This window comes from Microbacterium oryzae (genome assembly GCF_030406385.1).
GTDB classification, from domain to species: Bacteria; Actinomycetota; Actinomycetes; order Actinomycetales; family Microbacteriaceae; genus Microbacterium; species Microbacterium oryzae_A.
In genome coordinates this window covers 114,489-138,033 of sequence record NZ_JAUEPM010000002.1, presented here as the reverse complement: position 1 = coordinate 138,033, position 23,545 = coordinate 114,489, and the positions used below count along the sequence as shown (strand labels likewise).

General features: G+C 69.3%; 28 protein-coding genes and 2 pseudogenes. 15 read left to right on the top strand and 15 right to left on the bottom strand.

What is annotated here, in order from left to right; genetic code table 11:
* Positions 1-47 precede the first annotated feature (47 nt).
* Positions 48-506, top strand: coding sequence for a GNAT family N-acetyltransferase (locus tag QWJ90_RS04620; protein ID WP_290106508.1), 459 nt, complete (start codon positions 48-50; stop codon positions 504-506).
* 65 nt (positions 507-571) lie between these two features.
* Here the strand turns inward: QWJ90_RS04620 and QWJ90_RS04615 are convergent, their stop codons facing one another.
* Together QWJ90_RS04615 and QWJ90_RS04610 are read right to left on the bottom strand one after the other, a co-directional pair.
* Positions 572-1,090: an RpiB/LacA/LacB family sugar-phosphate isomerase gene (locus QWJ90_RS04615; protein WP_290106507.1), complete on the bottom strand. Its 519-nt coding sequence runs from the start codon at positions 1,088-1,090 to the stop codon at positions 572-574.
* A gap of 36 nt (positions 1,091-1,126) precedes the next feature.
* Positions 1,127-2,062 carry a VOC family protein gene (locus tag QWJ90_RS04610; protein WP_290106505.1) on the bottom strand — a complete coding sequence of 312 codons (936 nt, stop codon included), beginning with the start codon at positions 2,060-2,062 and terminating at the stop codon, positions 1,127-1,129.
* A 253-nt stretch (positions 2,063-2,315) separates the two neighbouring features.
* Between QWJ90_RS04610 and QWJ90_RS04605 the strand changes: the two genes are divergently transcribed.
* Genes QWJ90_RS04605 through QWJ90_RS04575 form a run of 7 tightly spaced genes read left to right on the top strand, consistent with a single transcriptional unit; the run spans position 2,316 to position 7,263 of the window.
* A complete protein-coding gene (locus QWJ90_RS04605; RefSeq protein WP_290106503.1) occupies positions 2,316-3,443 on the top strand; it encodes an FAD-dependent oxidoreductase in 1,128 nt (375 codons plus the stop codon).
* Positions 3,440-3,982, top strand: coding sequence for a cupin domain-containing protein (locus QWJ90_RS04600; protein ID WP_290106501.1), 543 nt, complete (start codon positions 3,440-3,442; stop codon positions 3,980-3,982). The genes QWJ90_RS04605 and QWJ90_RS04600 overlap by 4 nt, the downstream gene beginning before the upstream one ends.
* 7 nt (positions 3,983-3,989) lie before the next feature.
* Positions 3,990-4,406: a VOC family protein gene (locus tag QWJ90_RS04595; protein ID WP_290106499.1), complete on the top strand. Its 417-nt coding sequence runs from the start codon at positions 3,990-3,992 to the stop codon at positions 4,404-4,406.
* Complete coding sequence (locus QWJ90_RS04590) at positions 4,403-5,191, top strand: SDR family NAD(P)-dependent oxidoreductase (protein WP_290106496.1); 789 nt, start codon at positions 4,403-4,405, stop codon at positions 5,189-5,191. Before QWJ90_RS04595 ends, QWJ90_RS04590 begins: the two co-directional genes overlap by 4 nt.
* Before the next feature lie 16 nt (positions 5,192-5,207).
* Complete coding sequence (locus QWJ90_RS04585) at positions 5,208-6,380, top strand: alpha/beta hydrolase family protein (RefSeq protein ID WP_290106776.1); 1,173 nt, start codon at positions 5,208-5,210, stop codon at positions 6,378-6,380.
* Positions 6,381-6,406: 26 nt separating this feature from the next.
* On the top strand, positions 6,407-6,802 hold the full coding sequence (locus QWJ90_RS04580; RefSeq protein WP_290106495.1) for a RidA family protein: 396 nt from the start codon (positions 6,407-6,409) through the stop codon (positions 6,800-6,802).
* Positions 6,799-7,263 (top strand): VOC family protein, encoded by a 465-nt coding sequence (locus QWJ90_RS04575; protein WP_290106494.1) that lies wholly within the window; start codon positions 6,799-6,801, stop codon positions 7,261-7,263. Before QWJ90_RS04580 ends, QWJ90_RS04575 begins: the two co-directional genes overlap by 4 nt.
* 285 nt (positions 7,264-7,548) lie before the next feature.
* On the opposite strand, the gene QWJ90_RS04565 is transcribed toward QWJ90_RS04575, so the two are convergent.
* From QWJ90_RS04565 to QWJ90_RS04555, 3 genes are all read right to left on the bottom strand, one after another.
* Positions 7,549-8,958, bottom strand: a complete 1,410-nt coding sequence (locus QWJ90_RS04565; protein WP_290106493.1) for an MBL fold metallo-hydrolase — start codon at positions 8,956-8,958, stop codon at positions 7,549-7,551.
* A 153-nt stretch (positions 8,959-9,111) separates the two neighbouring features.
* A complete protein-coding gene (locus QWJ90_RS04560; RefSeq protein WP_290106492.1) occupies positions 9,112-9,480 on the bottom strand; it encodes a thioredoxin family protein in 369 nt (122 codons plus the stop codon).
* A 4-nt stretch (positions 9,481-9,484) separates the two neighbouring features.
* Complete coding sequence (locus QWJ90_RS04555; protein ID WP_290106491.1) at positions 9,485-9,670, bottom strand: hypothetical protein; 186 nt, start codon at positions 9,668-9,670, stop codon at positions 9,485-9,487.
* A gap of 101 nt (positions 9,671-9,771) precedes the next feature.
* Here QWJ90_RS04555 and QWJ90_RS04550 point away from each other — a divergent pair, with 101 nt between their 5' ends.
* The gene (locus QWJ90_RS04550; RefSeq protein ID WP_290106490.1) at positions 9,772-10,065 is read left to right on the top strand and encodes a metal-sensitive transcriptional regulator; all 294 of its coding nucleotides are present in this window, start codon (positions 9,772-9,774) and stop codon (positions 10,063-10,065) included.
* A gap of 925 nt (positions 10,066-10,990) precedes the next feature.
* Here the strand turns inward: QWJ90_RS04550 and QWJ90_RS04545 are convergent.
* The 6 genes from QWJ90_RS04545 to QWJ90_RS04520 form a co-directional block, all read right to left on the bottom strand.
* Positions 10,991-11,272 (bottom strand): PfkB family carbohydrate kinase, encoded by a 282-nt coding sequence (locus tag QWJ90_RS04545; RefSeq protein WP_290106489.1) that lies wholly within the window; start codon positions 11,270-11,272, stop codon positions 10,991-10,993.
* A gap of 145 nt (positions 11,273-11,417) precedes the next feature.
* Positions 11,418-11,603, bottom strand: coding sequence for a hypothetical protein (locus tag QWJ90_RS04540; protein WP_290106488.1), 186 nt, complete (start codon positions 11,601-11,603; stop codon positions 11,418-11,420).
* Between the two features lie 279 nt (positions 11,604-11,882).
* Positions 11,883-12,914, bottom strand: coding sequence for an alcohol dehydrogenase catalytic domain-containing protein (locus tag QWJ90_RS04535; RefSeq protein ID WP_290106487.1), 1,032 nt, complete (start codon positions 12,912-12,914; stop codon positions 11,883-11,885).
* Positions 12,911-13,516 carry a DUF1349 domain-containing protein gene (locus QWJ90_RS04530; protein ID WP_290106486.1) on the bottom strand — a complete coding sequence of 202 codons (606 nt, stop codon included), beginning with the start codon at positions 13,514-13,516 and terminating at the stop codon, positions 12,911-12,913. Before QWJ90_RS04530 ends, QWJ90_RS04535 begins: the two co-directional genes overlap by 4 nt.
* The gene (locus QWJ90_RS04525) at positions 13,513-14,676 is read right to left on the bottom strand and encodes a M20/M25/M40 family metallo-hydrolase (protein WP_290106485.1); all 1,164 of its coding nucleotides are present in this window, start codon (positions 14,674-14,676) and stop codon (positions 13,513-13,515) included. The genes QWJ90_RS04530 and QWJ90_RS04525 overlap by 4 nt, the downstream gene beginning before the upstream one ends.
* Positions 14,673-15,698 (bottom strand): LacI family DNA-binding transcriptional regulator, encoded by a 1,026-nt coding sequence (locus tag QWJ90_RS04520; RefSeq protein WP_290106484.1) that lies wholly within the window; start codon positions 15,696-15,698, stop codon positions 14,673-14,675. Before QWJ90_RS04520 ends, QWJ90_RS04525 begins: the two co-directional genes overlap by 4 nt.
* A 180-nt stretch (positions 15,699-15,878) precedes the next feature.
* On the opposite strand from QWJ90_RS04520, the gene QWJ90_RS04515 reads away from it, so the two are divergent.
* From QWJ90_RS04515 to QWJ90_RS04490, 6 genes are read left to right on the top strand one after another with little or no spacing between them, the layout of a single operon-like run.
* On the top strand, positions 15,879-16,922 hold the full coding sequence (locus tag QWJ90_RS04515; protein ID WP_290106483.1) for a phosphotriesterase family protein: 1,044 nt from the start codon (positions 15,879-15,881) through the stop codon (positions 16,920-16,922).
* A 43-nt stretch (positions 16,923-16,965) separates the two neighbouring features.
* Entirely contained in the window at positions 16,966-17,718 is a 753-nt protein-coding gene (locus QWJ90_RS04510) for a glutamine amidotransferase (protein WP_290106482.1), read from the top strand.
* Positions 17,715-18,353 carry a hypothetical protein gene (locus QWJ90_RS04505; RefSeq protein ID WP_354670415.1) on the top strand — a complete coding sequence of 213 codons (639 nt, stop codon included), beginning with the start codon at positions 17,715-17,717 and terminating at the stop codon, positions 18,351-18,353. The genes QWJ90_RS04510 and QWJ90_RS04505 overlap by 4 nt, the downstream gene beginning before the upstream one ends.
* Positions 18,350-19,075 carry a hypothetical protein gene (locus QWJ90_RS04500; protein ID WP_290106480.1) on the top strand — a complete coding sequence of 242 codons (726 nt, stop codon included), beginning with the start codon at positions 18,350-18,352 and terminating at the stop codon, positions 19,073-19,075. Before QWJ90_RS04505 ends, QWJ90_RS04500 begins: the two co-directional genes overlap by 4 nt.
* The gene (locus QWJ90_RS04495) at positions 19,027-19,467 is read left to right on the top strand and encodes a hypothetical protein (RefSeq protein ID WP_290106479.1); all 441 of its coding nucleotides are present in this window, start codon (positions 19,027-19,029) and stop codon (positions 19,465-19,467) included. Before QWJ90_RS04500 ends, QWJ90_RS04495 begins: the two co-directional genes overlap by 49 nt.
* Complete coding sequence (locus QWJ90_RS04490; RefSeq protein ID WP_290106478.1) at positions 19,464-20,654, top strand: M20/M25/M40 family metallo-hydrolase; 1,191 nt, start codon at positions 19,464-19,466, stop codon at positions 20,652-20,654. Before QWJ90_RS04495 ends, QWJ90_RS04490 begins: the two co-directional genes overlap by 4 nt.
* A gap of 115 nt (positions 20,655-20,769) precedes the next feature.
* Here QWJ90_RS04490 and QWJ90_RS14860 read toward each other — a convergent pair.
* The 4 genes and pseudogenes from QWJ90_RS14860 to QWJ90_RS04475 form a co-directional block, all read right to left on the bottom strand.
* Positions 20,770-20,886, bottom strand: a pseudogene (locus tag QWJ90_RS14860) (amidase family protein); the annotation flags it as partial.
* Between the two features lie 83 nt (positions 20,887-20,969).
* Positions 20,970-21,143: pseudogene (locus tag QWJ90_RS14855) on the bottom strand (hypothetical protein); the annotation flags it as partial.
* A gap of 112 nt (positions 21,144-21,255) precedes the next feature.
* Complete coding sequence (locus QWJ90_RS04480) at positions 21,256-22,038, bottom strand: DeoR/GlpR family DNA-binding transcription regulator (protein WP_290106477.1); 783 nt, start codon at positions 22,036-22,038, stop codon at positions 21,256-21,258.
* A gap of 78 nt (positions 22,039-22,116) precedes the next feature.
* On the bottom strand, positions 22,117-23,541 hold the full coding sequence (locus QWJ90_RS04475; protein ID WP_290106476.1) for an amidase: 1,425 nt from the start codon (positions 23,539-23,541) through the stop codon (positions 22,117-22,119).
* Positions 23,542-23,545: the final 4 nt, after the last annotated feature.

Below are 23,545 nucleotides of genomic sequence, written 5' to 3'. Positions count from 1 at the left end.
TCTGCGGTTCGCCAGGTCGAGGCCCAGCCGGCTGGTTGACTTGCGGTGTGGATCTTGAGCAGTGCCAGGTGGCCGAAGTGGAGGCGCTGGCGGCGTTCCTGAGCGAAGTGGATCTCACCCTGAGTGGTCTGGATGCGCCGAGTGTGCGGCTGTGGATCGAGCGTGACGAGAGGGGAGCGATCGCCGGCAGCACGGGGTACGAGATCAGCGGTGACGGTCGACACGCACTGATCCGGAGCGTGGCGGTCGCCCCGTCTCAGCGCTCCCGTGGTCGTGGTCGCGCGCTCGCGAGCTTCGCGCTTGAGCGCGCAGCGGAAGAGGGTGCGATGAAGGCGTGGCTGTTCAGTCGCCGTTCTGGACCGTTCTGGCAGAGTCTCGGGTTCGAGGCCGCTGATCGTGACGAGCTTGCCGAGGCGTTGGCTGACACCCATCAGGTGCGACTGTTCCAGCAGACTGGGCAGCTGGGTCGCGAGGTCGCCTGGTCGCGTCTCCTCGACGTGGTCTGACCCGGGGACCCAGGCGGCGACCGCGTACGGCGCGGGCACGGCTCACGGACGATCCCGACCGGGCATCACTCGTGTCGCACGGCGATCTGATCGGGTTCGAGCTGGACGGCCCATCCCTCGATCGTTCCGGCGTTCTCGTACTCCTCGATCTGCAGGATCTGCCTCCCCCGCTCGACCGTCTGCTGCATGGGCGCGGTCACGAACGCGTAGATGTTCAGCCATGCCGACTCCTCGAACGCGGTGCCGTCGAGCACCAGCACGTTGGCGTCGACGACCCCGCGCGCGGCCATGGCCGCGCGGGGAGAGACCGTGGTGACGGCGCGCGCACCGTTGACCTTGTTGGCTGCCACGACGCCCGCCATCGCCTCGTCGACCACGAGCACGGCGAATGCGTCGACGCCGGCGTCCTGATCCTGCACGACGGCACGGCCGACGCGGACAGCGTAGACGGGATAGTCGTCGCCGGGGTCGATCTCGTCCGCGCCGTGCCAGACGACGTCGAAACCTCCTGCCTTCGCCCGCGCCGCCAGGGCGCGTCCGAGTTCGTAACCGCCGTGGTCGACGGCGAAGTGGATGCGTGTCATGTCTGAGGTCTCCGTGTTCGAGCGAGGTGCGAAGGGTCAGACCGGCGGGGCGACGAACAGGCCGCGGTCGATGTCGTTGAAGGACTCCCGAGCCACCAGCTCGCTCATCTCCTGGGCCGTGCCCCACTGATCCTGAGTGGAGAGCTTGCTGATGTCGTGTTGGCCCGGAACCCACGAGTCGTCGTCCACCATCGACAGTTCCGTCGTGTACTCGATGGTGTTGCCCGAGGGGTCCAGGAAGTACGCGAAGGTGTTGTCGCCGGCGTTGTGACGGCCGGGCCCCCAGATCATGCGGGTGCCCGCGCGCAGGATCTTTCCTGCGCCGCGCATCCACTCCTCGATGCCGCGCATCTCGAAGGAGAGATGGTGAAGCGAGTGGTGCGGTCCCATCGCGACCGCGATCGAGTGGTGATTGGCGTTGCACCGCATGAAGTGCATCATCTCGACGCCGTCGGGGCGCACGAGCGAGTCGGAGATCGTGAAGTCCAGGTGGTCCACGTACCATTGCGCGGTCGTGTTGAGGTCCGCCGAGTTGAACACCATGTGCGAGAGCTTCACCGGGATCGGCTCGCGCTCGCGGATCTTGCGTGCTTCGCGCTGCTCGTATCCCGTTGCGAACTCGAGTACGCGCCCATCGCCGTCGAAGACGCGGAAGCCGTAGCCACCGCTGAAACCGGTGAGCTCCTGCGGCTCGTGGACGAACCGAACCTCCTCGCGGTGCAGCTTCTCTGCCAGAGCATGGATGTCGGAACGCGTCCGCACGGCGAAGCCCGCGAGGTCGACGCGCTTCTCGTCGCGGCGCAGGCGCAGGATGAAGGGTTCCGTCGACCCCTCCGCCGCGAGGTAGCTGAGCCCGTCCTCGCCGTGCGCCTCGGTGAGGCCCCAGTGGCGGATGAAGAACTCGCGCTCGACTTCGAAGTCGGGCACGGCGAGCGCTGCGTAGCGCAGATGAGAGACGAGCCGTTCAGTCATCGTCGACCTTTCATGTCAGAACCGTGTCGCGCGGAACGCGACCCACCGAGGGTATGCCGATCCGCCCCGGGGACACCAGGCGATGGCGGGATACCACGCATCTGCCGTGGGCGTGTCCGGACCACGCACTGGACGGTCGGTGGCGCTGCGCGTCCCGATAGGTGCCATCGCGCTCGCTGACTGGTGGCGCCACCACGGCGGCCCTAACGTCGAGCGGTGAGTGCGATGTCGCACCAGGAAGTGGGAGACGAGGATGTCAATTCGGAACGTGCTCATCGTCGGCGGTGGATTCACCGGCCTGACGGCGGCGATCGCGCTCGCTCGGCGCTCAGTGGCGGTCACCCTCGTCGATCGCGCGAAGGAGTGGGCGCGCGTCGGCCACGGCTTGACCATTCAGGGCAACGCGCTGCGGGTGTTCAAGGAGATCGGCGTCATCGACGAGGTTCTCGAGAAGGGTCAATCGGAACAGGGCCTGACGCTCTTCTTCGCCGATGGCCGGGTCATGGCGCCGCTGCACACCCCGCACACCGGCGGCGAGGACCTGCCTCCGACGATCGGCGCCCTCCGGCCGGACCTGCACGAGATTCTCGTCGCGAAGGCCGAGTCGCTGGGAGTCGAGATCCGGATGGGACGGGAACTCGTCTCGTTCGAGAATCACGAGGACTCGGCGACGTCCGTGCTCTCGGACGGCACAACGGAGTCCTGGGACCTCATCGTCGTCGCAGAGGGGATCAAGTCCCCCACGCGACCGAAGCTCGGCATCACCGAGGACCGCGCACCCAGCGGCCTCGGCATCTGGCGCGCCGTCACGGACCGCCGCCCGGAGATGACCGGCGGGATCGCCTTTCCGCTCCAGGATGACGGCGGCGCGTTCAAGGTCGGCTACACACCGGTGAGTGACACGCAGTGCTATGTCTTCGTGCTGTGCCGACCGGAGCGTCCCGACAACGGCCTGCCGGACTGGCAGGAGGTCAAGCGCCTGATGGCCAACTACCACGGAGACTTCGACTTCCTGCGGGAGTCGATCACGGAGAGCACCTTCCTCAACTTCCAGGAGATCGAGTGGATCTTCGTGGAAGGCCCGTGGCACCGCGGGCGCGTCATCGCGCTGGGAGAGGCCGTGCACGCGGTCCCGCCGCTGATCGCCCAGGGGGCCGCGCAGTGCCTCGAGGATGCGCTGCTCTTCGCGCAGTACGTCACGGAGGACGGCGACCTCGAGACGCAGATGCGCGAGTTCCACTCCCGGCGCGTCCCCCGCGTCAAGGGAGTCGTCGAGGCTTCCCTCCTGCTGGCCGACTGGGAGCAGAACCCGGGCTCGCCCGATGCCGACCCCGGCCGCGTCATGGCCGACGCCCTGAGCGCTCTGGTTCCGGCGCCGTGAGCGGCTTCCGCGTGCCCCGCCGCATCGTGACCGGCCACGACCGGAACGGCGCATCGGTCGTCGTGAGCGACGGCCCCGTGCCGGTCACCCAGGAGCTCCTCGAGGACGGCGTCGCCTTCCACGAGATCTGGGTCACCGACAGCGCCCCGGCCGTGATCGGCGCGGGTCAGGAGGATCCCACGGCGGGAGCCCTTACGGTACCCCCGCCCGCGCGGGGCACCCGGATCCGCATCAACGAGTTCCTGCCCGGACATCTCGATGACAAGGGCCTGCAGTCGCCCGTGCACCGCACGGAGTCGATCGACTACGGAATCGTGCTCGAGGGCGAGATCACCCTGATCCTCGATGCCACCGCGGTGACGGCGAGTGCCGGCGACGTCGTCATCCAGCGAGGCACGGATCACGCGTGGGCCAACCGAACGGATCGCGTCGCGCGGGTCGCGTTCGTGCTCGTCGGAGGCGAGTACGGACAGGATGCCCTCGACGTGCTCCCCGAGAGCGCACGTGATGGGCTGATGCGCCGCGGGCCGCGGGACTGAGGGGATCATGCACGTCGATCACATCGGGTTGTCCGTGGGCGATCTCGACGCTCAGCGCGACTGGTATCAGCGCGCGTTCGGATTCGGCATCGCAGACCCCTTCGAGATCCCCGGCGTCGGGCTGCGCGGCGTCTTCCTGCTCGCGCCCCACGGCATGGCGATCGAGCTTCTCGAGCGCCGCGGCTCGTCCCATCCGACGCCGGCCGCGACACCGCCGGACGCGCTCCTGTCGCAGGGGTGGGGACACATCTGCATGCGCGTCGAGGACCTCGACGCCGTCTACGAAGCTCTCGTGACCGCCGGAGCCGGCATCGTGACCGCCCCCGGTGAGTCACCGCAGCCCGGGGTGCGCTTCGCTTTCGTGACCGATCCCGAGGGAAACTTCATCGAACTGCTCGATCGGAAGGGAGCGGTGACGGCATGACCGACATCCGCTTGCCCGGGCTGGCTGGCAACCTCTTCGTCGTCACGGGCGCCGCGGGCGGACAGGGCGCCCAGGAGGCTCTGCTGCTGGCGGCCAACGGCGCGGACGTCATCGCGGCTGATCTGGCCGCGAGCGCCCCGGAGCTCCTCTCCCGGGCCGCCGACCTCCCAGGGACGGTGACGTATCACCGGCTCGATGTGACCGACGAGGCCCAGTGGCGCATGCTCGTCGAGTCGATGGGCGGCCGGGCCGTGAAGGGACTCGTGAACAATGCCGGAGTGACGTCGCGGATCCGCATCGGGGCGGTCGATCGGGCCGACTGGGACCGGGTGATGGCGATCAACGTGACCGGTCCGATGCTCGGGATCCAAGCGCTCCTGCCCCTCATGGGGGCCGGCTCCTCGATCGTGAACATCGGGTCCGCGGCGGGCCTCACCGGCCACTACACGGCCGCCTACACGACCAGCAAGTGGGCGATCCGAGGCCTGACCCACACGTGCGTGACCGAGCTCGGACCGCACGGCATCCGCGCCAACATCGTCCACCCCGGATACATCCGCACCGAGATGACGGCGAGCGCACCGCCGGCCTTCCTCGAGGCGAACACCGCCATCTCTCCGCTGCATCGCGCCGGAGAGCCGGAGGAAGTCGCAGACGTCGTGGTCTTCCTGCTCTCCGACGCCGCGGCCTATATCACCGGAGCCGAGATCGGCGTCGACGGCGGCCAGTATCTCTCCGGCGCTGCCACCTTCCTGTCTGACGCCGTCCGTCCCCCAACCCCCTAGGAGCGCCCACGTGTACATGTACTTCCCCTCCAACTACGTCTGGAGCATGGCCGTCGTCGCATCGCTGAACAACGGCGGGCTCATCGACGATGTCGACAAGGCTTCGAGACCAGTTCTGGAGGCTTCCCAGCAGGGCGACGACGTCGGCACCGAGCTGCTCTACGCCTCGTGGCAGGCCGTCGCCGATCGGCTGCTGGCCGAGGCGGAGCGCGCGCAGGCGCGCGGCTGGAAGCTCAGCGCGGCCGACAAGTACTACCGAGCGGCGCTGTACACCTCGCAGGCAGAGCGTCTGCAGTCACCGAAGTGGGAGGGTCGCACCGCCGCCTACCAGAAGTCCATCGACCTGCTTCTGAAGCATGCCGAGCTGGGCGATGTGCCTCTCACCACCGTCGACATCCCCTACCAGGGGGATGACGCCCCGGAGGGCTCCGCGCTGCCCGGATACTTCTACCGCGCTCCCGGCGATGGGCCGCACGCGCTCGTCGTGATGTGGAACGGACTCGACTCGACCAAGGAGATGATGTACACCTCCGGGTTCCCGCAGCAGCTGGCCCGACGGGGTATCTCCACCCTCATGATGGATCCCCCCGGATCCGGCGAGGCGCTGCGCATGCGCGGCCTGTCCGCGCGATACGACACCGAGGTGTGGGCGGCATCCACGATCGACTGGATCGAGGAGAACGCCGCCGCTCTCAACGTCGACACCCGTCGCATCGGGCTGGTCGGCTGGTCACTCGGCGGCTACTACGTGCCCCGTGCCGCGGCCTTCGAGAAGCGCATCGCGCTCGCCGTCGCCTGGGGCGCCAACTACGACTGGGCCGCCGTGCAGGAAGCCCGCCGCCGGCGCGAGGGCGAGAACCCGGTGCCCCACTACTGGGACCACGTCTTCTGGGTGTTCGGCGCGAGCGACATGGACGACTTCATCGAGAAGACGAAGAACATGCGCCTCGAGGATGTCATCGGGAAGATCACCGTGCCCTTCCTCGTCACCCACGGCGAGGGCGACCGCCAGATTCCGGTGAAGTACGCCCACGACGAGTATGAGGGCGCTGTCAACTCGCCTAAGCGTGAGCTGCGCGTCTTCACACAGGAGGAAGGCGGCGCCGAGCACATCGGCATCGACAACCTGGTCTACGTCGGCGAGTTCACCGCCGATTGGATCGCGGAGACGTTCGCCGAGCAGGCGTGAGCACCGGACAGTGAGCGGATGACGACGTGACGACACCGATCTTCGAGAACCCCGCGACGCTGCTGACCCCACCGGGACCCTATTCACAGGTGGTACGCGTCGGCGAGCTCGCTTTCGTCTCCGGGCAGGTGGGGGCGACCGCCGACGGGCGCCTCGTCGGGCAGGGGGTTGCGGCCCAGTGCGACCAGGCGCTCGCGAACGTCGCCGCCGCGCTCGACGCGGTGGGCCTCACATTGGGAGACATCGTCAAACTGACGATCTTCGTGGCCTCCGCGGACGACATGGCCGAGCTGGTGCCGCACATGGACGTCACCTTTCCGCGCCTGTTCCCGGGTGGCCTGCCGGCAAGCTCGCTCGTGATCGTGGAGCGCCTCTTCGAGCCGGCGCTGCGAATCGAGATCGAAGCGATCGCTCACGAATGACCGCGCTCGACCACATCGGCCTGTCCGTCGCAGACCTGCACGGACAGGCACGATGGTACGAACGCGCCCTGGGCCTGCGGGCCCTTCCGCCTCTGGGCAGCACCGCGGCCGGCATCCGCACGCAATACCTCGTCGACCCGGACGAGGGATGGGCCATCGAGCTCGTCGAGCGGACGGGCTCGCAGCCGGGGCTGCAGGCGACAAGTCCCGCCGAGGCGATCATGACTCGCGGCTACGGGCACATCTGCCTGCGCGTGAAGGAGCTCGACGCCCTCTACGAGCACCTGCTCGAGGCCGGCGCTCGTGCGATCTCACCGCCCGGGGCTTCCCCGATGTCGGGCCTGCCCATCGCGTTCGTCGCCGATCCCGAAGGCAACCTCCTCGAGCTCATCGCTCGCCCGTCGCCCCTGCAGCGCGAGGCGCGGCCTCCCAGCGCCGGCGATGACGCGGCCATGCTCTAGCTGCACGAGTGACCCGAGGTTGCGGAGGTCACTGAACCCGGCCTGCTTCATCCATCGCACCTCGCTCCGCCCTACCCGGAATGCCGCGGAGACCGCGCTGGTGATGGCGACAACGAACAGGGAGGAGATGATCGCCTCTCTCGTTCCGGTACCTAGGACGAGAGTGAAGATGGGGACGGTGAGGATGGAGCCGCCGCCACCGAGGAGCCCGAGTGCGACACCCAGCAGGACCGCGAGGGCCATGGCGAAGACGATGGACGTACTCACTCGAGCTCCTCAGCCCGATCAGGCCGTGGCGGGCTGGGACACGGTGGCTGTGACCCAGGCGTTGTAGCTTCCTTCGATCTCGATGACATCGTGCCCGGCCCGGCGGAGGGCGCTGGCGACGACGCTGTTGCGGACGCCGCTCTGGCAGTAGGTCAGGATCTTGCCGGGGGGCAGTTCATCGGTGCGCCAGAGGGCTCGGCCGCCGGAGAGCTGCGCGGCGCCGGGGATGTGTCCGGCCGTGTATTCGGTACGGTTTCGCACGTCGAGGAGGAGCGCCGCGTCGACCTGGTCCAGGTCGGTCGCGGCGATCGTCTTGGGCTGCGCCGTGGGCAGACCTTCGAGGGTGGTGATGAACCCGTCGACCCGATCGATGCCGACGCGCAGCAGGTGATCCCGGAACCGGGCAGCGGCGTCCGCGGAGTCGATGAGCAAGACGAGCGGGCGCGATTCGGTCTCAGGGTCGTAGACCCACGCGCCGTAACTGGCTGCCTTCGCGAGACCAGGGACATTCAGCGCGCCAGGCACGGTGCCCTCGTGGACGAGGGAGTGGTGGCGGGTGTCGACCACGACGACCCGGTCGGCCTCGACGTCGACACGAAGCTCAGACGCACCGTACTCGGCCAGCGGAGCGAGCTCGCCGAGTACGGCCGGTCCGATACGGTTCTGCCTCTTCATGCGCGCGAAGTACGCGTGGGCATCGGGCTGATCGTTCAGCAGCGTGTCGATGAAGCCCTGCTCGTCACCGGCCTCAAGGTACGGCGCCCACCATGCGAAGCGCCGCTCGTACCCGACGGTCGAGCTGGGCACGGCGCCGAGCGCTTTGCCGCATGCAGACCCCGACCCGTGAGCGGGGAGCACCTGCACGTAGTCGGGCAGGGTGAGGAAATGGTCGCGGAGGCTGGCAAACAGATCGCGCGCACTGTCGAAACGGGTGTCGACACCGCCGGTGGCCTCGTCGAGCAGGTCAGGGCGTCCCACATCCCCGACGAACACGAAGTCACCCGTGAGGACGTAGCCCGGCTCGGAGGAGGCGGCGCCGTCGGCGATGAGGAAGGATAGGTGCTCCGGAGTGTGCCCGGGAGTGTGGACCGCCTCGATCGTGACGTTCCCGACGCTGATGCGGTGGCCGTGCATCATCCGAGAGGCGTCCTGGAATCCGGAGCCGTACTGCCAGTCCGGGCCACCCTCGCCGGACACGTACATCCTCGCTCCGGTGCGAGATGCGAGCTCGCGTGTGCCGGAGAGGTAGTCCGCGTGGATATGGGTTTCGGTGACCGCGGTGACGGTCATGCCGTTCTTCGCGGCAAGGTCGAGGTAGACCTGCACGTCGCGACGCGGGTCGACGACGATCGCTTCACCGGTGCGCTGGCACCCGATGACATAGCTGGCGTGAGCGAGGTCGTCGTCATAGAGACGTTCGAGGAGCATGATTCCGCTTTCGTGTCGCTGTCAGTGAGCGCAGCTGCAGCGCTCGTCGTTGGGAATGCCCGCGAGGGCCTGTTCGATGTGCTGCCCGCAACCGGCCCAAGCGGGCTTGCCGCAGGTCGAGCAGGTGATCTGTGCACACATAGCGGGGCCCTTTCAGGCGGCGGTGGATGATTCGGCGATCTGCCGGCGAACGTCGTCCATGTCGAGTTCGCGGGCCTTACTGATCAGGAGCTCGAGCTGAGGTTCGGGAAGAGCGCCAGGCTGCTTGTGAACCAGGACGCCATCACGGATGACCATGAGCGTGGGGACGGAGGTGATGCGGTTGGCGGTGGCGAGGCCGACCTCAGCCTCGGTGTCGACCTTCGCGAACACCACGTCTGGGTGACGTTCGGACACAGCGTCGAACACAGGCGCGAACGCACGGCACGGACCGCACCACGCCGCCCAGAAGTCGACGAGGACGATACCCTCGCCCGCAACAGCGTCGCCGAAGGCCTCACCCGTCAGATCGATCGTCGACATGTGGTCACCTGCCAAACAGGCGGGTGAAGAACCCGCCTCTCTGGGACTGCGCGGCCTGGACCTCACCGCGGGTGTGGTTTCCGTTGCACCAGTCCGACGCCGGCACGCTCTTGCGAACGGCTGCGACGTGTTGCCCGCAGCCAGCCCACGTGGTCTTCCCGCAGGTTCGGCACTTCGTAGCTCTGCACATATGGTCCCTCAATCTGTAATACCCCCGGGGGTATCGGTTCGGAGTGGACTCAGCATACCCTGGGGGGTATCGTGATTGTCAACTTCACGGAAGGAACGAAGATGAGCGCACCCGAAGGCACCGTCGAAGAGTTCGCCCACGACGCCGAGGCCAAGCGGAAGGTCGTCAACCGCCTCAAGCGCGCTCAAGGTCAGCTCGCAGCGGTGATCACTGCCGTAGAAAGCGACGCACACTGCCGTGACGTCGTTCAGCAGCTCGCCGCCGTCTCGAAAGCCCTCGACCGGGCGGGCTTCCTGGTCATCTCCGCCGCGCTCCGCGACTGCATGACCGACCCCGCCGCGGACGGCGTCAGCACTCCGGACGAGTTGGAAAAGCTCTTCCTCTCCCTCGCATGAGCGACGCGAGGCCGATCGATCGCGACGCAACGCCACCTCCAGACACCCCGACACCCACGGCGGCACGAACCTCGACGACACCGCCACGGCTGGCAGTACGACCTCTCCGAGCAGAAGACCCTCGCCCGACAGACCCTCGAGGCGCTCCGCACCTACCGAGCCGCCGAAGTCGCCACGCGCCGCCGCGCTCGCGAAGCTTCGTCGATGGCTGAGGACGAGATGCCCGCCCTCCGATCCCTCCTGAGCCGCGCCGATCGAACCGCGCGACCGGCCGAGCCCAGCCACTACCTCGGGATCCCGACACCGGCGACAAACGACCTGGTGGACAACCTCGAACAAGACGGACGTGTCGAACGCGCCACTGGGTTCACCATCAAGCGCTCATTCCAACCCAACACCGCAACAGGTAGTGCACCGTCCGCACGCTCTTCGGCACTACGCCGCCTCACGATGGCCGCGCCTCGGCACACCAGTGCGCGAGGTGGCGGAGTACCTCGGGGATGACCCGAGGAGGGTGATGGCCGTCTACGCCCACATCCTCGGAGACGACCAGCGGGCGCGAGCACCTCCGGCGACGGACAGACGCCGAACAGGCTCAGACAGGCAGGGGACACTCGGGCCCCGTCACAGACGCTCGGCGAGCAGCTCCCGTATACGCAGGCCGGGTCAGAAAAACCTTCTCACCCGGTCTTTCGTGACCGAGACGGAGGGACTTGAACTCCGACTCTATGGGGATCCTCGCGAATAGCCAGGGCTGTTCCCCTTGAATCGACGGGGTTCGCGGCCGCGTTCGCGGAGGTTCGGGGTGGTCGCGAGTCCTCAGTTGTTCGCAATCTCTTCGCACGTCCGGCGGAAGAGCGGGACGTTCCGCGCAGACCAGCGGTGAGTTACCAGCGGTGAGGTACAACCGGCAAGAGTTTACCCGTCAGCGATGCCGCAGCTGCTCGCTTGCAAGGCGGTCGCGGATCTCGCTCTCGTGGGGAATTGAGCGGGCCCAACCCGTCCGCGAGACCGTGATCGACGCTGCGCACAGCGCCCAGGCCATCGCGACCTCGAAGGAGTCACCCCCTACCAGCCGGGCGGCGAGCGCACCCACGACGGTGTCGCCGGCCGCCGTCGTGTCGACGACCTCGGTCGGCGCGGCGGGACGCGCTCCGCGAACCGCACCGCCTCGCTCCCAGAGGACGCCGTCCGCGCCGAGGCTCACCACCCCGAGCGGGAACGCCGGCTAAGGGTCGCGGCCGCGGCCCCCGGCTCTGCGGCGGCGAGCGCGGTCACCTCAAACTGATTCGCCAGGGCGATGTCAATGGGCGAGGCGTGGATGTCGCCGACGTCCACGACGGGCGCGGGCGTCAGCACGACGGTCGCCCCGGCGGCGTGGCGCGCTCGATCGCGAGCGCGTTCTGCGGCCAGGGAGCATCTGCCTGCACGAGGAGCACGTCCCCCGGGGCGAACGCATCGGATTCCGGTGCCGCGGCGAGCGCGTTCGCGCCCGCGTCGAGGACGATCCGGTTCTCGCCGCTCTCGTCCGTGACCACGACCGCTGTCCCGTGCGGACGGGAGCGGTGCGGACGCCCGCCGCGTCGATGCCCTCAGCTCGCAGCGAGGCGCGCACGGCCTCGCCGCTGGCATCGTCGCCGAGTGTGCCGTGCATGATCACGCGGGCGCCGCTTCGCAGCGGCGAACGCCTGATTGAGTCCCTTGCCGCCGGGCCCGTCGGGCGCGGCGACGCCGGACAGGGTCGCCCGCCCGCGGGAAGCAGGGGACGCGGCGCGAGATGTCGAGGTTCAGGCTACCGAAGACTTGGACGCGAGCGCTCATGCGGCCTCCATGACAATGACGGCCTTGTGCACCGTGCGATCATTCTCCACCGCGTCGATGGCGCGAGCCCAGTCTTCGAGTGGGAACTCGTGGGTGACTAGCGGGCGGGGATCGAAGGCGCCGGAGCGGAGGAACGCGATCGCGGCGGGCATCGAGGTGGTCTGTGCGAACGACCCGACGATCGTCAGGTCGCGGAGGAACAGATCGTACGGCCGAACGCCAACAACCGCACCCGGATCCGCGACGCCGTATGGCATGACCGTGCCGCCTGCACCGACGTGCCGCAGCGCCAGGGCCATGACGCCCGCCACGCCCGTGACGTCGATCGCGAGGTCGAAGCCGCGGTCACTCGAAGCCGCGATCAGCGCCGAGTCCGCCAAATCCGGATCAGATCGGTCGAGCGCGACGAACCCCGTCGCCCCGTACCGACCCATCGCGCGCAGCTTCGCCCCCTCGGGTGCGGCGACCGTGATGGGCCCGACGCCGCGCGCCCGAAGCACGGCGACCATGATCGCTGCGGAGGGCCCCGCCCCGAACACCACCGCCGAATCGCCGACGCCAGGATCCAGGCGCTCGACGCCGTGAAGCACACACGCCACCGGCTCGGCGAAGGCCGCCAGGTCCGGCGGCAGATCGCCGACCGGAAACACGTTCCCCTCGGGGGCGACAACCTGCTCCGCCAGTCCGCCGTCCTCGCCGACGCCCAGCCCGCGGATGCGTCGGCACTGCATCGAGGGCCGCCGACGGCAGACATCGCAGACCCCGCACGTGATGTTCGGGTTCACGACGACGCGGTCGCCCACCCGCACCGTGGTCACTCCTGCGCCGACGAGGTCGACGACTCCCACGATCTCGTGGCCGGGGATGACAGGGGACCCGACGGGGATGCTCGCGTGGTGGACATGCAGGTCCGTGCCGCACACTCCGACCCGCTCGACGCGGATGCGCACCTCGGCCGGCCCGGGGACGGGCGGCGGAACGTCCGTGACGCGATATGCGGACGGCCCGGTGTAGACAACGGCCCTCATTCAAGGCCCTCCCGGAGAACCTCAAGCGTCCCGCGAGTGTACGAGACGTCGGAGAACCGGGCGGTGCACGGCCCGCCGTTTGGCGACTGCGAGAGGAAGCCGAGGTGGGCGGGGGCATCGGAATGGAGCCGGAACAGCCTCACGAATCGCCAGTCGACCCCGTCGGCGGAGGACTGGAAGACGAAGGCGTCCCCCACACGCGCGATGCGCAGATGAACGTGATCGCCCTGCACGACCGAGGCGTTGGCATCGTCGGAGAAGACGTTGGTGACGACGCTGACGACCATCGTCTCAGCCGCCGGGGACATCTCGAAGCACAGCTTCGCCCAGTGGTCGTCGTCGATCCAGACGACGAGCACGGCGGCGTCGAACGTCGTGCGTTCGCCGACGACCTCGACGCGCGCGGCGATCACGGCGTCCTCGTCGACCGGGAAGACGAGCGCGGTGGTGTCCAGCTGCGCGGGCAGGTGCGCGAAGCGGGCGTCGCGGGCCCAATCGCTCTGGGCGGGCGAGATCATCGTCAGCACATTCTCGGACCACGAGGCCGTGCTGGCGGCATGCGTCCAACGCAGCGGCGGTACAGGATCGACGACGGGGATCATAACGGGGTTCCTTCCGGACGGGTGGCCGGATCGACGGCCGGAAGGTCTCCCCATCGGGCGACGGCGGCGCGAAACAGCTCGAGCGCGCGGTGGACCGCCACGATGGAGACCGACTCGTCGACGGTGTGGACGGCCGCGGGGTCACCCGGACCCCACACGACGATGGGTGTTCCCGGCGGGAGAAAGCGCACGAGGACGGAGGCGTCGGTGAAGTACGGGACCGCGTCGTCGGACACGGACTCGGGTGCGGAGAGGCTCCGCACCCACGCGTCGTCGGGATCCGTCCACACCGGGTCGAGGCGGAGGTCCTCCGAGACGGCGTCGACCCGCGCGGCCCACCAGGCGGTCAGCGCGTCGACGTCTGCCTCCACCACGCGGTGGTCGATCGCCGCGCTCGCGCGATCGGGAACAATGTTGTGGACCTCGCCGCCCGCGAAACGCCCGACATTCACGCTCTCGTCGCCAAGCGAGGGATGCGTCCGCACTGGCAGGCGGTCCAGCTGATACACGGCGTCGACGAGCGCCGTGACGGCGTTCACCCCGGCGGCCGGGGTGCTTCCGTGCGCCGCGACGCCGCGTGTCTCGACGGTGAGCCAGTAGGCGCCGCGATGGCCGAGGGCGACGCGGTTGTCCGTCGACTCGGGGATGACAACGGCGCCGACCGGCACGTCCGTCAGCAGTCCCGCCGCCGACGCGGCGCCGAGGCACCCGGCCTCCTCGCCTGTCGTGGCGGCGAAGGCCACGCGGACGCCGGCGGTAAGGCCGTCTGCGACCGCGAGCAGGGCCGCCGCCAGGCCGGACTTCATATCCGAGGCTCCGCGACCGTGCACGAGGCCGTCTGCGACGACCGCGGCGTGAGGCGGGTGCTGCCAGCGCCCGGGATCCCCGACGGGCACCGTGTCGATGTGGCACGCGAACAGCAGGACCGGGCCGCTGCCGGCATCGGGGACGACGACGAACGCGTCACCGCTCGTCGCGACCCTCACCTCGCCCGCGGCTCCGACCATGTGCCCCGCTCGTTCAGCGAGCAGAGCGAGAGCCTCGCGCTCCCCCGGTGACCCCGTTGTGGTGTCCTCGCGGATGAGCACGCGCAGCAGGTCGACGACATCGGGGGCCGACGACATCCGCCCCGCATTCGTGCTCAGGATGTCGCCGCTCACGAGACCGCCCTCGTGCTCTCTCGCACGACGAGCCGCGGGCTGAGCGCGAGCCGCGTCGCGTCCCGCGGCGCCGCCCCGTTCACCGCGAACGACACCCGCTCGCCGAGGAGGCGCATCACCTCCGCCGCCATCCGCACGGTCGGCTGAGCGAGCGTGGTCAGCGTCGGCACGACGTAGCGGCCGAAGTCGATGTCGTCGATGCCGGTGACCTGAACATCCCGGGGTACCCCGATCCCCCTCGCTCGGCACGCGCTCAGCACGCCGATGGCGATGAGGTCGTCCGCGCACACGATGGCGTCGGGTCGGTCGCCGCGTGCGAGCAGCGTCTCGGCCGCCGCCTGGCCGCTCTCGACGCTAAAGTCGCCCAGCACGACGCCGTCGGGGACGACGGTCAGTCCCAGCGCCGCCGCGTTCTCGCGGAAGCCGCGTACACGATCGGCTGTCGACGAGTTCGTCAGCTCGGAGGTGAGGAAGGCGACGCTCCTCGCGCTCGTGCCGACGAGATGCTCGAGCACCATGCGCAGCGCGCGGTGGTCGTCCATCCCGACCCAGTCGGTCCCCTGCACGTCGACCCAGCGGTCGAGCTGCACGACCGGAACGATGGCCGCCGCCCGACCGACGGCGTCGATGCTGGCGGTGGAATGGCACGGGCTCACGACAATACCGTCGACGTTGCGCTCCACGAGCGCGCGCAGGTGCGCCGCCTCGACGTCAGGCGACTGCCGCGCGTCGCACAGCAGCAGCTGCATCCCGCTGTCGTGGAGCGCGGCCTCGATGCTGTCGACAAGGCCCGCGAAGAACGGGTTGAGGATGCTGGGCACGACCATACCGACCGAGTCGGTGCGGCGCTTGCGCAGCGCGCGGGCGACGCCGTTGCCGGTGTAGCCCAGCTCGTCAGCGACCCGATGCACGCGCGCCGCGACATCCGAGCCGACCGGACGCGATCCAGAAAGGACCCGCGACGCAGTAGAGGGTGACACGCCCGCCGCGCGGGCGACATCGGCGAGGGTGATGGTGTTCACCCGCCCAGCGTAGGACGCGCAATCCCGAGTTCGGCAATCCATTTCCCGATCAACAAATCTTGTCACGTGTTGGAAACACAGCGCTGTCCGATCTGAAACGTGGACTGTTCACTCTTAGGGGCAGACCGATCGGGCAATCGCTGTCCCAGCATCTCCATCCCGACGCACACGAGGAGACAAATGACGGACGTCGTCACCGTGACCGGCGCGATCCCATCGCGCGAACTCGGCTTCGTGCTGCCGCATGAACACCTGCTCAACAGCATCGAGGCCGGAGGTCTCGTCCCCGACCCGGACTTCCCCGACCTCTTCGACGCACCGGTGACCCCCGAGCTCGCCTGGATCCTTCGCGACCGGCCGTACGCCTCGCGCGACAACTGCATCCTCGACGACCCGCACGCGGTCGCGGTCGAGCTCGAGCACTTCCGCGCCCTCGGCGGGTCCACCGTCATCGAGGTCACGAGCGAGGGGCTGGGGCGCGACCGAGCCGGGCTCGCGGACCTGTCGCAGCGCACCGGCGTCAACATCGTCGCTGGCGGCGGGTGGTACCTCGATCGCTTCCACCCGGAGATCACCCGCGGCGACGACATTGACGCGATGACCGCGGTCCTGCTCGACGACTACGGCCGCCCGGACGAGGCGGAGGGGCCGCGCTCGGGCGCCATCGGCGAGATCGGCATCTCCCCCGCGTTCACCGAGCGCGAGGAGCGGTCGCTGCGGGCCGCGTGCCGCCTGCAGCGGGAGGTCGGCCTTCCGATGTGGGTGCACCTTCCCGGGTTCGTCCGGCACGGCGAACGGGCGCTCGATATCATCCTCGACGACGAGTCGGTCGACCCGGGCGCCGTCGTCCTCTGCCACGTCGACCCTTCGGGCGACGACCCCGCCTACCAGCGGTCGCTTGCCGATCGGGGCGTGTGGCTCGAATTCGACATGATCGGGATGCCGTACCGCTTCACCCTTCCGGGCGAGGGCCCCTCGCCCGCGCCGCACCAGACCGCAGCGGCGATCAAGCGCCTGACGGATGCCGGATTCGGAGATCGGCTCCTGTTCAGCCACGATCTCTTCCTCAAGGGGATGCTGCGCAAGAACGGCGGCAACGGCCTCGCCTACATTCCCGCGGTTTTCCTGGACCGTCTCATCGATCTCGGCATCGACGAGACCGTCGTTCGCGCCGTGAACACCACCAACGTGCAGCGCCTCTTCGCGCTCGCCACCCGGCGCTGACACACAGGCACCGACACAAACCCCCTCACCGAAGGAGACCACCATGGCCCGCATCCTCATCGCCGGCGAGAGCTGGCTCACCACCAGCACCCACACGAAAGGCGTTGACGCGTTCACCCTGCACTCGTACGTCGAGGGCGTCGCGCAGCTGCGCACCGCGCTCGAAGCGGGAGGGCACGAGGTCGTCCACATGCCCGGCCACCTCGTCCCCTCGGACTTCCCCGAGACGCCCGAGCAGCTCGCCGCCTTCGACGCGATCATCCTGTCCGACATCGGCGCCAACTCGGTGCAGCTCGCACCCGATGTCATCGAGCGATCGATCCCCGGCCGCGACCGCCTCCAGGAGCTCGCGGCCTGGGTGACGCGCGGCGGAGGCCTCATCATGATCGGCGGTTACCTGTCCTTCACGGGCTTCCAGGCGCTCGCCGCCTACCGCGAGACCGATCTCGCGCCGGTGCTGCCCGTCGAGATGCTCGTCGGTGACGACCGCGTCGAGCGCCCCGCGGGCGTCGCCCCGACCGTGCTCGACGCGACGCACCCCGCCCTGGGGTCAGCCGGCGCGACCTGGCCGGCGCTGCTCGGCTACAACCGCACGATCACCAAGGAAGGTGCGACGACCCTCGCGACGATGGGCGATGACCCGCTCGTGACCGTGTGGGAGATCGGCGAGGGACGCTCCGCCGTCTTCACCAGCGACTGCTCGCCCCACTGGGCCCCGCCCGCGTTTTGCGACGAGTGGAGCGGCTACACCGCACTGTTCAACGGCATCGTCGGCTGGGTCACGGGGCGGTCATGACGAGGGCCGACGATCTGATGGTGCGCTGCAGGGACGACCTTGCCTCAGCAACGCGGCATCCGCTGCTGCGCGCCATGACACGCGGCCGCGTGACGACCGGCGAATTCCAGCGGTACGCCGAGCTCGAGTCGACGTTCGTCACGACCGCGCTCGGTCTCGCGGAGCGGGCGCGGGACGAGGAGCGCGACCCCGCCGTCCGGCGCCGTCTCGATGACATCGTCGCCGACCTCGCGGGGCCCCAGCACGACTACTTCCGACGTCTGGCCGAGGACGGCGTCGCCGCGCCGATCGCCGGCCCTCGCACGACGGACCCGCTGACGGCATATGTCACGGCACTCGCCGTCTCCCACGGCGCGCCCGCCATCGCGGTGTGCTTCGCCGCGGCGGAGACCCTCTACGCGATCTGGTGCGCCGCGGCGGCGCGCCGGCCGCGGCCGCGGCCGCAGGCGGTGCAGGCCTGGATCGACATGCACGCGACGGTGGAGTTCGCTGCGCAGGCGCAGTTCTGGCGCTCGCTCGTCGATCGCCTCCCCATCGGCGAGGTGGACGACGCCACGCTCGACGCCTGGTTCCTCGGTGCCCTTGAAGCCGAAAACCGCTTCCACGATGCCGCCTACGAGAAGGACGCCGCGTGAACATGCCGTCGACCACGATGTCCGGAACCCGAGACGCCGCCCCGATCGCCGACCTCGCCGCCGTCGAGGCGCGCCTCTCGGAGCGCGCGATCCCCTTCCGTCGCCTCGACGTAGGCGCGGACGCCGCAGTCGTCGTCTCGTCGTACGGCGCGCGGGTGTACGGGCCGTTCTTTCGCGCGGGCGTGTCGGAGTCGTGGCTGCCGTCCGCATTCGGCGACGCCGACGCTTTCGCCGCGCTCCACGCCGACGAGCAGTGGAACCTCGGCGGCGACCGGGTGTGGATCGGGCCCGAGATCGAGTACATGATCCCGGATCGTGATCGGTACTGGGATACCTACGACATGCCCTCCGCCCTCGACCCGGGTGAGCACACGTTGTCGCGAGGGCCCGACGAACCGACGATGCACCGGCATCTGCGCGTGCGACCGCACCTCTCCGGCGGAATCACGAACGTCGACCTCGAGATCCGTGTGCGCCCCGCACCTGATCGGCTCCGCCACCTCGGGGGGATAGCCCGGTCGGTCGAGTACGCCGGTTACGCGACCGAGTTCACGATGGGGCGGCGGGCACTCCGGCGCCCATCGAGCCGTGGGTGCTCCTCCAAGTCCACGCCGGTAGCACCGCGCTCGTCCCCGGCACGCCCGGCATGCGCGTCACCGACTACTACCAGCCGGTGGGCGAACTCCTTCGCCGCACCCGCGGCGGCGTCGCGGTCACGATGACGGGCGCCGACCGCTTCAAGCTCGGCTTCGCGGCGCCCCATGTGACGGGGCGCCTCGGCTATCTCCGCGCCCTCCCCGACAACATGTCCACACTGCTCGTCCGCTCCTCTCCCGTGCATCCCGGGCTGGACTACGCCGAAGAGCCGGACGACCGCCCCGGTCACCGCGGCGATGCGCTGCACATCTACGACGACGACGGCGGACTCGGCGGGTTCGCGGAGATGGAGGCGCCGGGCACGCCGGCCGATCTCGGCTTCGACGGATCCCGCCGGCCCACCACCGACCGCTTCACGACCTGGTGGTTCCGCGGACCGACGGCGAACATCGCCGAAATCGTGCGTCAGCTCGTCCACATGGAACCCTCTCTTCTCGACGAAGGAGACCGCCGATGACCGCCGGAACCGCCGGGCAGGCGCTCGAGGACCTCACCACGCTCGTGTCATTCGGCCCCCGCTTCCACGGCGGCCCCGGGATTCATGCCGCTGCGGACTGGCTCGTCGCTCAGGCGAGCGCCGCGGGGTACGCCCCCGTGCGGCAGCGCGTCGTGCTCAGCGGCTGGCAGCCGGGGACCGTCTCGGACGTCGTGGTCACCTCGCCGCTGCGCCGTGCACTCCCAGCGTGGCCCATGCTCAGCAGCGGAGGCGCGGAGGGAACCGTGGCGGGTCACGTCGTCGAACTCGGGCCCCAGGGCATCTGGGGCGACTCGCAGGTGTGGCAGCACTTCGCCGTCGTCGACCCCGCCGGCGTGGTCGTCGCCTACCTCCACGGTCGCGACGGCGGACCCGCCGCACCGCAGCCGCTCCCCGCCGGCTCGGATCACACCGTGCCGCACCTGGCGATCGGGCGGCTCGACGCGCAGCAGCTCACGGAGTGGATCGCCGACGGCAAGGAGCCCGCAGTCGACGTTCGCTGCAACGCCGGACCGGACGAGGAGGCGGTCGCGGACAACATCGTCGTCGACGTCCCGGGCGCGTCCAACGCGCGCGTGCTCGTGTGCGGACACTACGACACGTTCTTCAACACCGTCGGGGCCTACGACAACGGCAGCGGCACGATCGCCCTCCTGCACCTGCTGCGCGCCTGGCGCGAGACCCCACCAGCGCGCAGCGTGCGCGTCCTGTTCTTCACGGCAGAGGAGTGGCACCTCGCCGGGTCGCGGTTCTACGTGGACGTCGCGCGGTCCGCTCCCGAGGGGTCGGCCGACCGCATCGACGACCTCGACTTCGTCCTCAACATCGACGGCCTCGGGCGCGGCGACTTCCTCGAGGCGTTCGCGTCGCCGGAGTCGTTCAACACCGCGCTGCACCTCGCGGTCGAAAGCCATGGCCGCCGCGTGGGCAGGGCGTTGCGCGTCGTCTCACGCTTCCCCCCGACCACCGGCACAGACGACGCCTCGTTCTATCGCGCCGGGGTCCCCAGCGCGTTCATGACGTTCAACGACCTGCACCGCCTGCACCAGCCCGACGATCTGCCCAACGACGGCATTGCGGCGAACATCGCGTGGACGGTGGGACTCGCAAGCAGCCTCGTCGACGGCCTGCCGCGCGCCGCGCGCTTCGACCCTCCCGGCGTCCTCTGACGAGGTGCGGGAGGGCCGAGCACCCGAATCGGGTGACGACCGCGCCCGTATCGAGCGTCACGGCACCGAGGGTCGGCTTGACTCCGACGATCCCGTAGAGCCCCGCGAGCAAACGGCCCGAACCCGCGGTGTCGGTGCCGAGCGGAATGCCCACGAACCCGAGAGCGACCGCGACCGCCGAGCCCGAGCTGGAGCCACCGCTGTTGAGTTCGGGATGGTGCGCGCTACGCACGGCTCCGAACGGGCTTCGCGTCCGACGAGGCCCGTCGCGAACTGGTCGAGACTCGTGTCGCCGATGATCATCGCGCTGACCCCGCAGCCGGGCGACGGCCGCGGCGTCCTGATCCGGATCGAATGACGCACCAGGATAGCCCCCGTGGTCGGCATGTCCGCCACGTCGATGGTGTCCTTTACCGCGACGACGAGGCCGCGGAGGGGCAGATCCGCCCCCGGGTCGGCGAGCGCGCCGATTCGCGCGGCCTCGCGCACGGCGTCCTCGCGGCCGCGCAGGTGGATCCACACCTCCTCGCGGCCCGAGAGCGCGATGCCGACGAAGGCGTGTTCGACGCGCCAACGTTCGTGGTGCCGACGATGGTCGCCGTCATGAGGTCTCCGCTGCTCTGATCACTTCGATGCCGCGCTGTTCGAGCGCGGCGAGGGTCTCGTTGTCGCCGCGCGCATCTGTCACGACTGTCGTCACCGGGTCGAGCGGCGCGACCGGCGCGAACGACAGGGCGCCAAGGTGCTTGGCCTCGGCGAGGACGACGACACGGTCGGCTGAGCCGATCATGGTGGCTTTGAGCCGCGCGTCCGCCTCGTCGAAGTCGGACATCAGGTTCTTGTCGGCATTGATGCCGGCGACGCCGACGAACGCCAGGTCCCACCGCCGCTCGCGGAAGAAGTGCTCGGTCGAGGAGCCGCGCAAGCTCAGTTCGCCCGACTTGACCGTTCCACTGGGAGCGAGGATGCGGATGTCGGGATCCTGGCCGAGAACCTCGATCACCTGCACGCTAGTGGGCGCCGCGAGGACTTGGACATGACGGCGGCGCATCTCGAGCGCGAGGTAGTAGGCTTTCGTGCCGAAGTCGATGCTGATATTGGCACCGCGCGGGACGAGCCGCACCGCGGCGGCGGCGATGGCCTTCTTCCCGTCGACATTGGTCTTCAGCCGCATCGCGAACGGCGGCTCGAAGCTGCTGCCAGAGTTGAGAACAGCTCCGCCGTACACGCGCCGCACGACACCCTGCTCGTCGAGCTGGTCGATGTCGCGGCGGATGGTGAGCTCCGTCACGCCCAGACGCAGGGCGAGCGCTGCGGTCTCGGCGCGCCCTTCCTCTTCGAGCAATTCGATGATGCGCTGCTGGCGTCTTGCCTTATCTCCCACGTGCGTGTCCTCTCCGACCGTCGCCAGTCAGTGCGACGTCTCACCGTGAATCCTTTCAGCGCCGATGGACCGCGCCGTTCATCCAAGATCCGGGTGGACGTCGGCGGCGCCGAGAATGAGCTCGAGCTGCTCACCGATCGCAAGGAGCTCGACGTCGGCACCGTAGCGTCCGACCACCTGGATGCCGATCGGCAATCCGCCGTCGCTGAATCCAGCGGGCATGGCGAGCACGGGGTGCTCTGTGACAGTGAGGCGACACGCAAGGCGCTGCCACAGGAAGTAGCGGTCGAACGTCTCGTCTTCGATCCGCGGAACCCACTTCCAATCCGCCGGGGGCGCGACGACAGGAGCGCCGGGGCACACGAACGCGTCGAACTCGGTCAGCAGTTCGACGAACCGGGTGAACAGCTCGTAGCGCCGCGCCTCCGCCTCGATCAGCTCGCTCGTCGAGAACTCCGACGCCTCGGCGACATTGCGTGCAAAGTCGTCGCGGTACTTCTCGGGGTTCTCCAGCGGGTCGCGGCCGAGGAGCGAGAACCATCCGATGAGCTCGATGACCTCCCATGCGCGGTCGGCGCCGGCGAAGTCCACGTCGATGTCGACGACCTCCACTCCCCCGGTCTCGAGGGCGTCGCGAGTCTGCGCGAACGAGGAGCGCACGTCGGGAGAGATGGGCAGGTCGCCGAGGTCGACGCTCCATGCGAGCCGCAGCGGGGCGGTGCGCACGGCGCCGAGTTCCTTGCTCGCGCCCAGTCCGCTCGACAGCGGGCTGAACGCCTCGGCACCGGTCATCCCCGACAGCAGCAGGGCCGCGTCGCGGCACGTGCGCGCCACGGGGCCGTTGACCGAGTGCGGCGACCACGAGCCACCCCCAGCGACGGCAGGGACGAGACCCGGGGTGGTGCGCAGCCCGACCGCGTTGCAGAAGGATGCCGGGTAGCGGAGGCTGCCGCCGGAGTCGGAGCCGTCGCAGAACGGCAGCATCCCGGCTGCGACGGCGGCGACGCCTCCCGTCGAGCCCCCGGCGTGACGCGTGGTGTCGAAAGGATTGCGCGTCACGCCGAAGACATCGTTGAAGGTGACCGTGCCGACTCCGAACTCGGGCGAGTTGGTCTTGCCGATGATGAGCGCGCCGGCGGCGCGGAGCTTCGCGACGTGGGGGGCGTCCTCGGGCATCGGCCCGCGTCCTGCGAACGCGCGCGACCCGCGCGATGTCGGCATGCCGGCGACGTCGACGAGGTCCTTGATCGCGATGGGCATGCCGTGGAGGGGCCCGAGCTCCTCGCCAGCGGCGCGGGCGCGGTCTGCCTCGGTGGCGAGCGCGAGCGCCGCTTCACGCGGGAGCCGGTAAACCATCACGTTGACCGCGTCGTCGGTGGCGTCGATGCGGTCGAGAAAGGCGGTCATCACCTCGACAGCAGTCAGGTCGCCGCTGCGCATCGCGTCGCGCAACTCGGTCGCGGTGCGGAAGTAGAGGGGCAGGACGGTGGTGGTGTCGGTCATGGGT

Coding starts and splice junctions, on each gene's coding strand:
- QWJ90_RS04490 (WP_290106478.1), top strand. CDS start 19,464: ATGACCGCCGGAACCGCCGGGCAGGCGCTCGAGGACCTCACCACGCTC.
- QWJ90_RS04585 (WP_290106776.1), top strand. CDS start 5,208: ATGTACTTCCCCTCCAACTACGTCTGGAGCATGGCCGTCGTCGCATCG.
- QWJ90_RS04610 (WP_290106505.1), bottom strand. CDS start 2,062: ATGACTGAACGGCTCGTCTCTCATCTGCGCTACGCAGCGCTCGCCGTG.
- QWJ90_RS04615 (WP_290106507.1), bottom strand. CDS start 1,090: ATGACACGCATCCACTTCGCCGTCGACCACGGCGGTTACGAACTCGGA.
- QWJ90_RS04515 (WP_290106483.1), top strand. CDS start 15,879: ATGACGGACGTCGTCACCGTGACCGGCGCGATCCCATCGCGCGAACTC.
- QWJ90_RS04590 (WP_290106496.1), top strand. CDS start 4,403: ATGACCGACATCCGCTTGCCCGGGCTGGCTGGCAACCTCTTCGTCGTC.
- QWJ90_RS04550 (WP_290106490.1), top strand. CDS start 9,772: ATGAGCGCACCCGAAGGCACCGTCGAAGAGTTCGCCCACGACGCCGAG.
- QWJ90_RS04475 (WP_290106476.1), bottom strand. CDS start 23,541: ATGACCGACACCACCACCGTCCTGCCCCTCTACTTCCGCACCGCGACC.
- QWJ90_RS04505 (WP_354670415.1), top strand. CDS start 17,715: ATGACGAGGGCCGACGATCTGATGGTGCGCTGCAGGGACGACCTTGCC.
- QWJ90_RS04530 (WP_290106486.1), bottom strand. CDS start 13,516: ATGATCCCCGTCGTCGATCCTGTACCGCCGCTGCGTTGGACGCATGCC.
- QWJ90_RS04595 (WP_290106499.1), top strand. CDS start 3,990: ATGCACGTCGATCACATCGGGTTGTCCGTGGGCGATCTCGACGCTCAG.
- QWJ90_RS04510 (WP_290106482.1), top strand. CDS start 16,966: ATGGCCCGCATCCTCATCGCCGGCGAGAGCTGGCTCACCACCAGCACC.
- QWJ90_RS04560 (WP_290106492.1), bottom strand. CDS start 9,480: ATGTCGACGATCGATCTGACGGGTGAGGCCTTCGGCGACGCTGTTGCG.
- QWJ90_RS04605 (WP_290106503.1), top strand. CDS start 2,316: ATGTCAATTCGGAACGTGCTCATCGTCGGCGGTGGATTCACCGGCCTG.
- QWJ90_RS04555 (WP_290106491.1), bottom strand. CDS start 9,670: ATGTGCAGAGCTACGAAGTGCCGAACCTGCGGGAAGACCACGTGGGCT.
- QWJ90_RS04535 (WP_290106487.1), bottom strand. CDS start 12,914: ATGAGGGCCGTTGTCTACACCGGGCCGTCCGCATATCGCGTCACGGAC.
- QWJ90_RS04575 (WP_290106494.1), top strand. CDS start 6,799: ATGACCGCGCTCGACCACATCGGCCTGTCCGTCGCAGACCTGCACGGA.
- QWJ90_RS04565 (WP_290106493.1), bottom strand. CDS start 8,958: ATGCTCCTCGAACGTCTCTATGACGACGACCTCGCTCACGCCAGCTAT.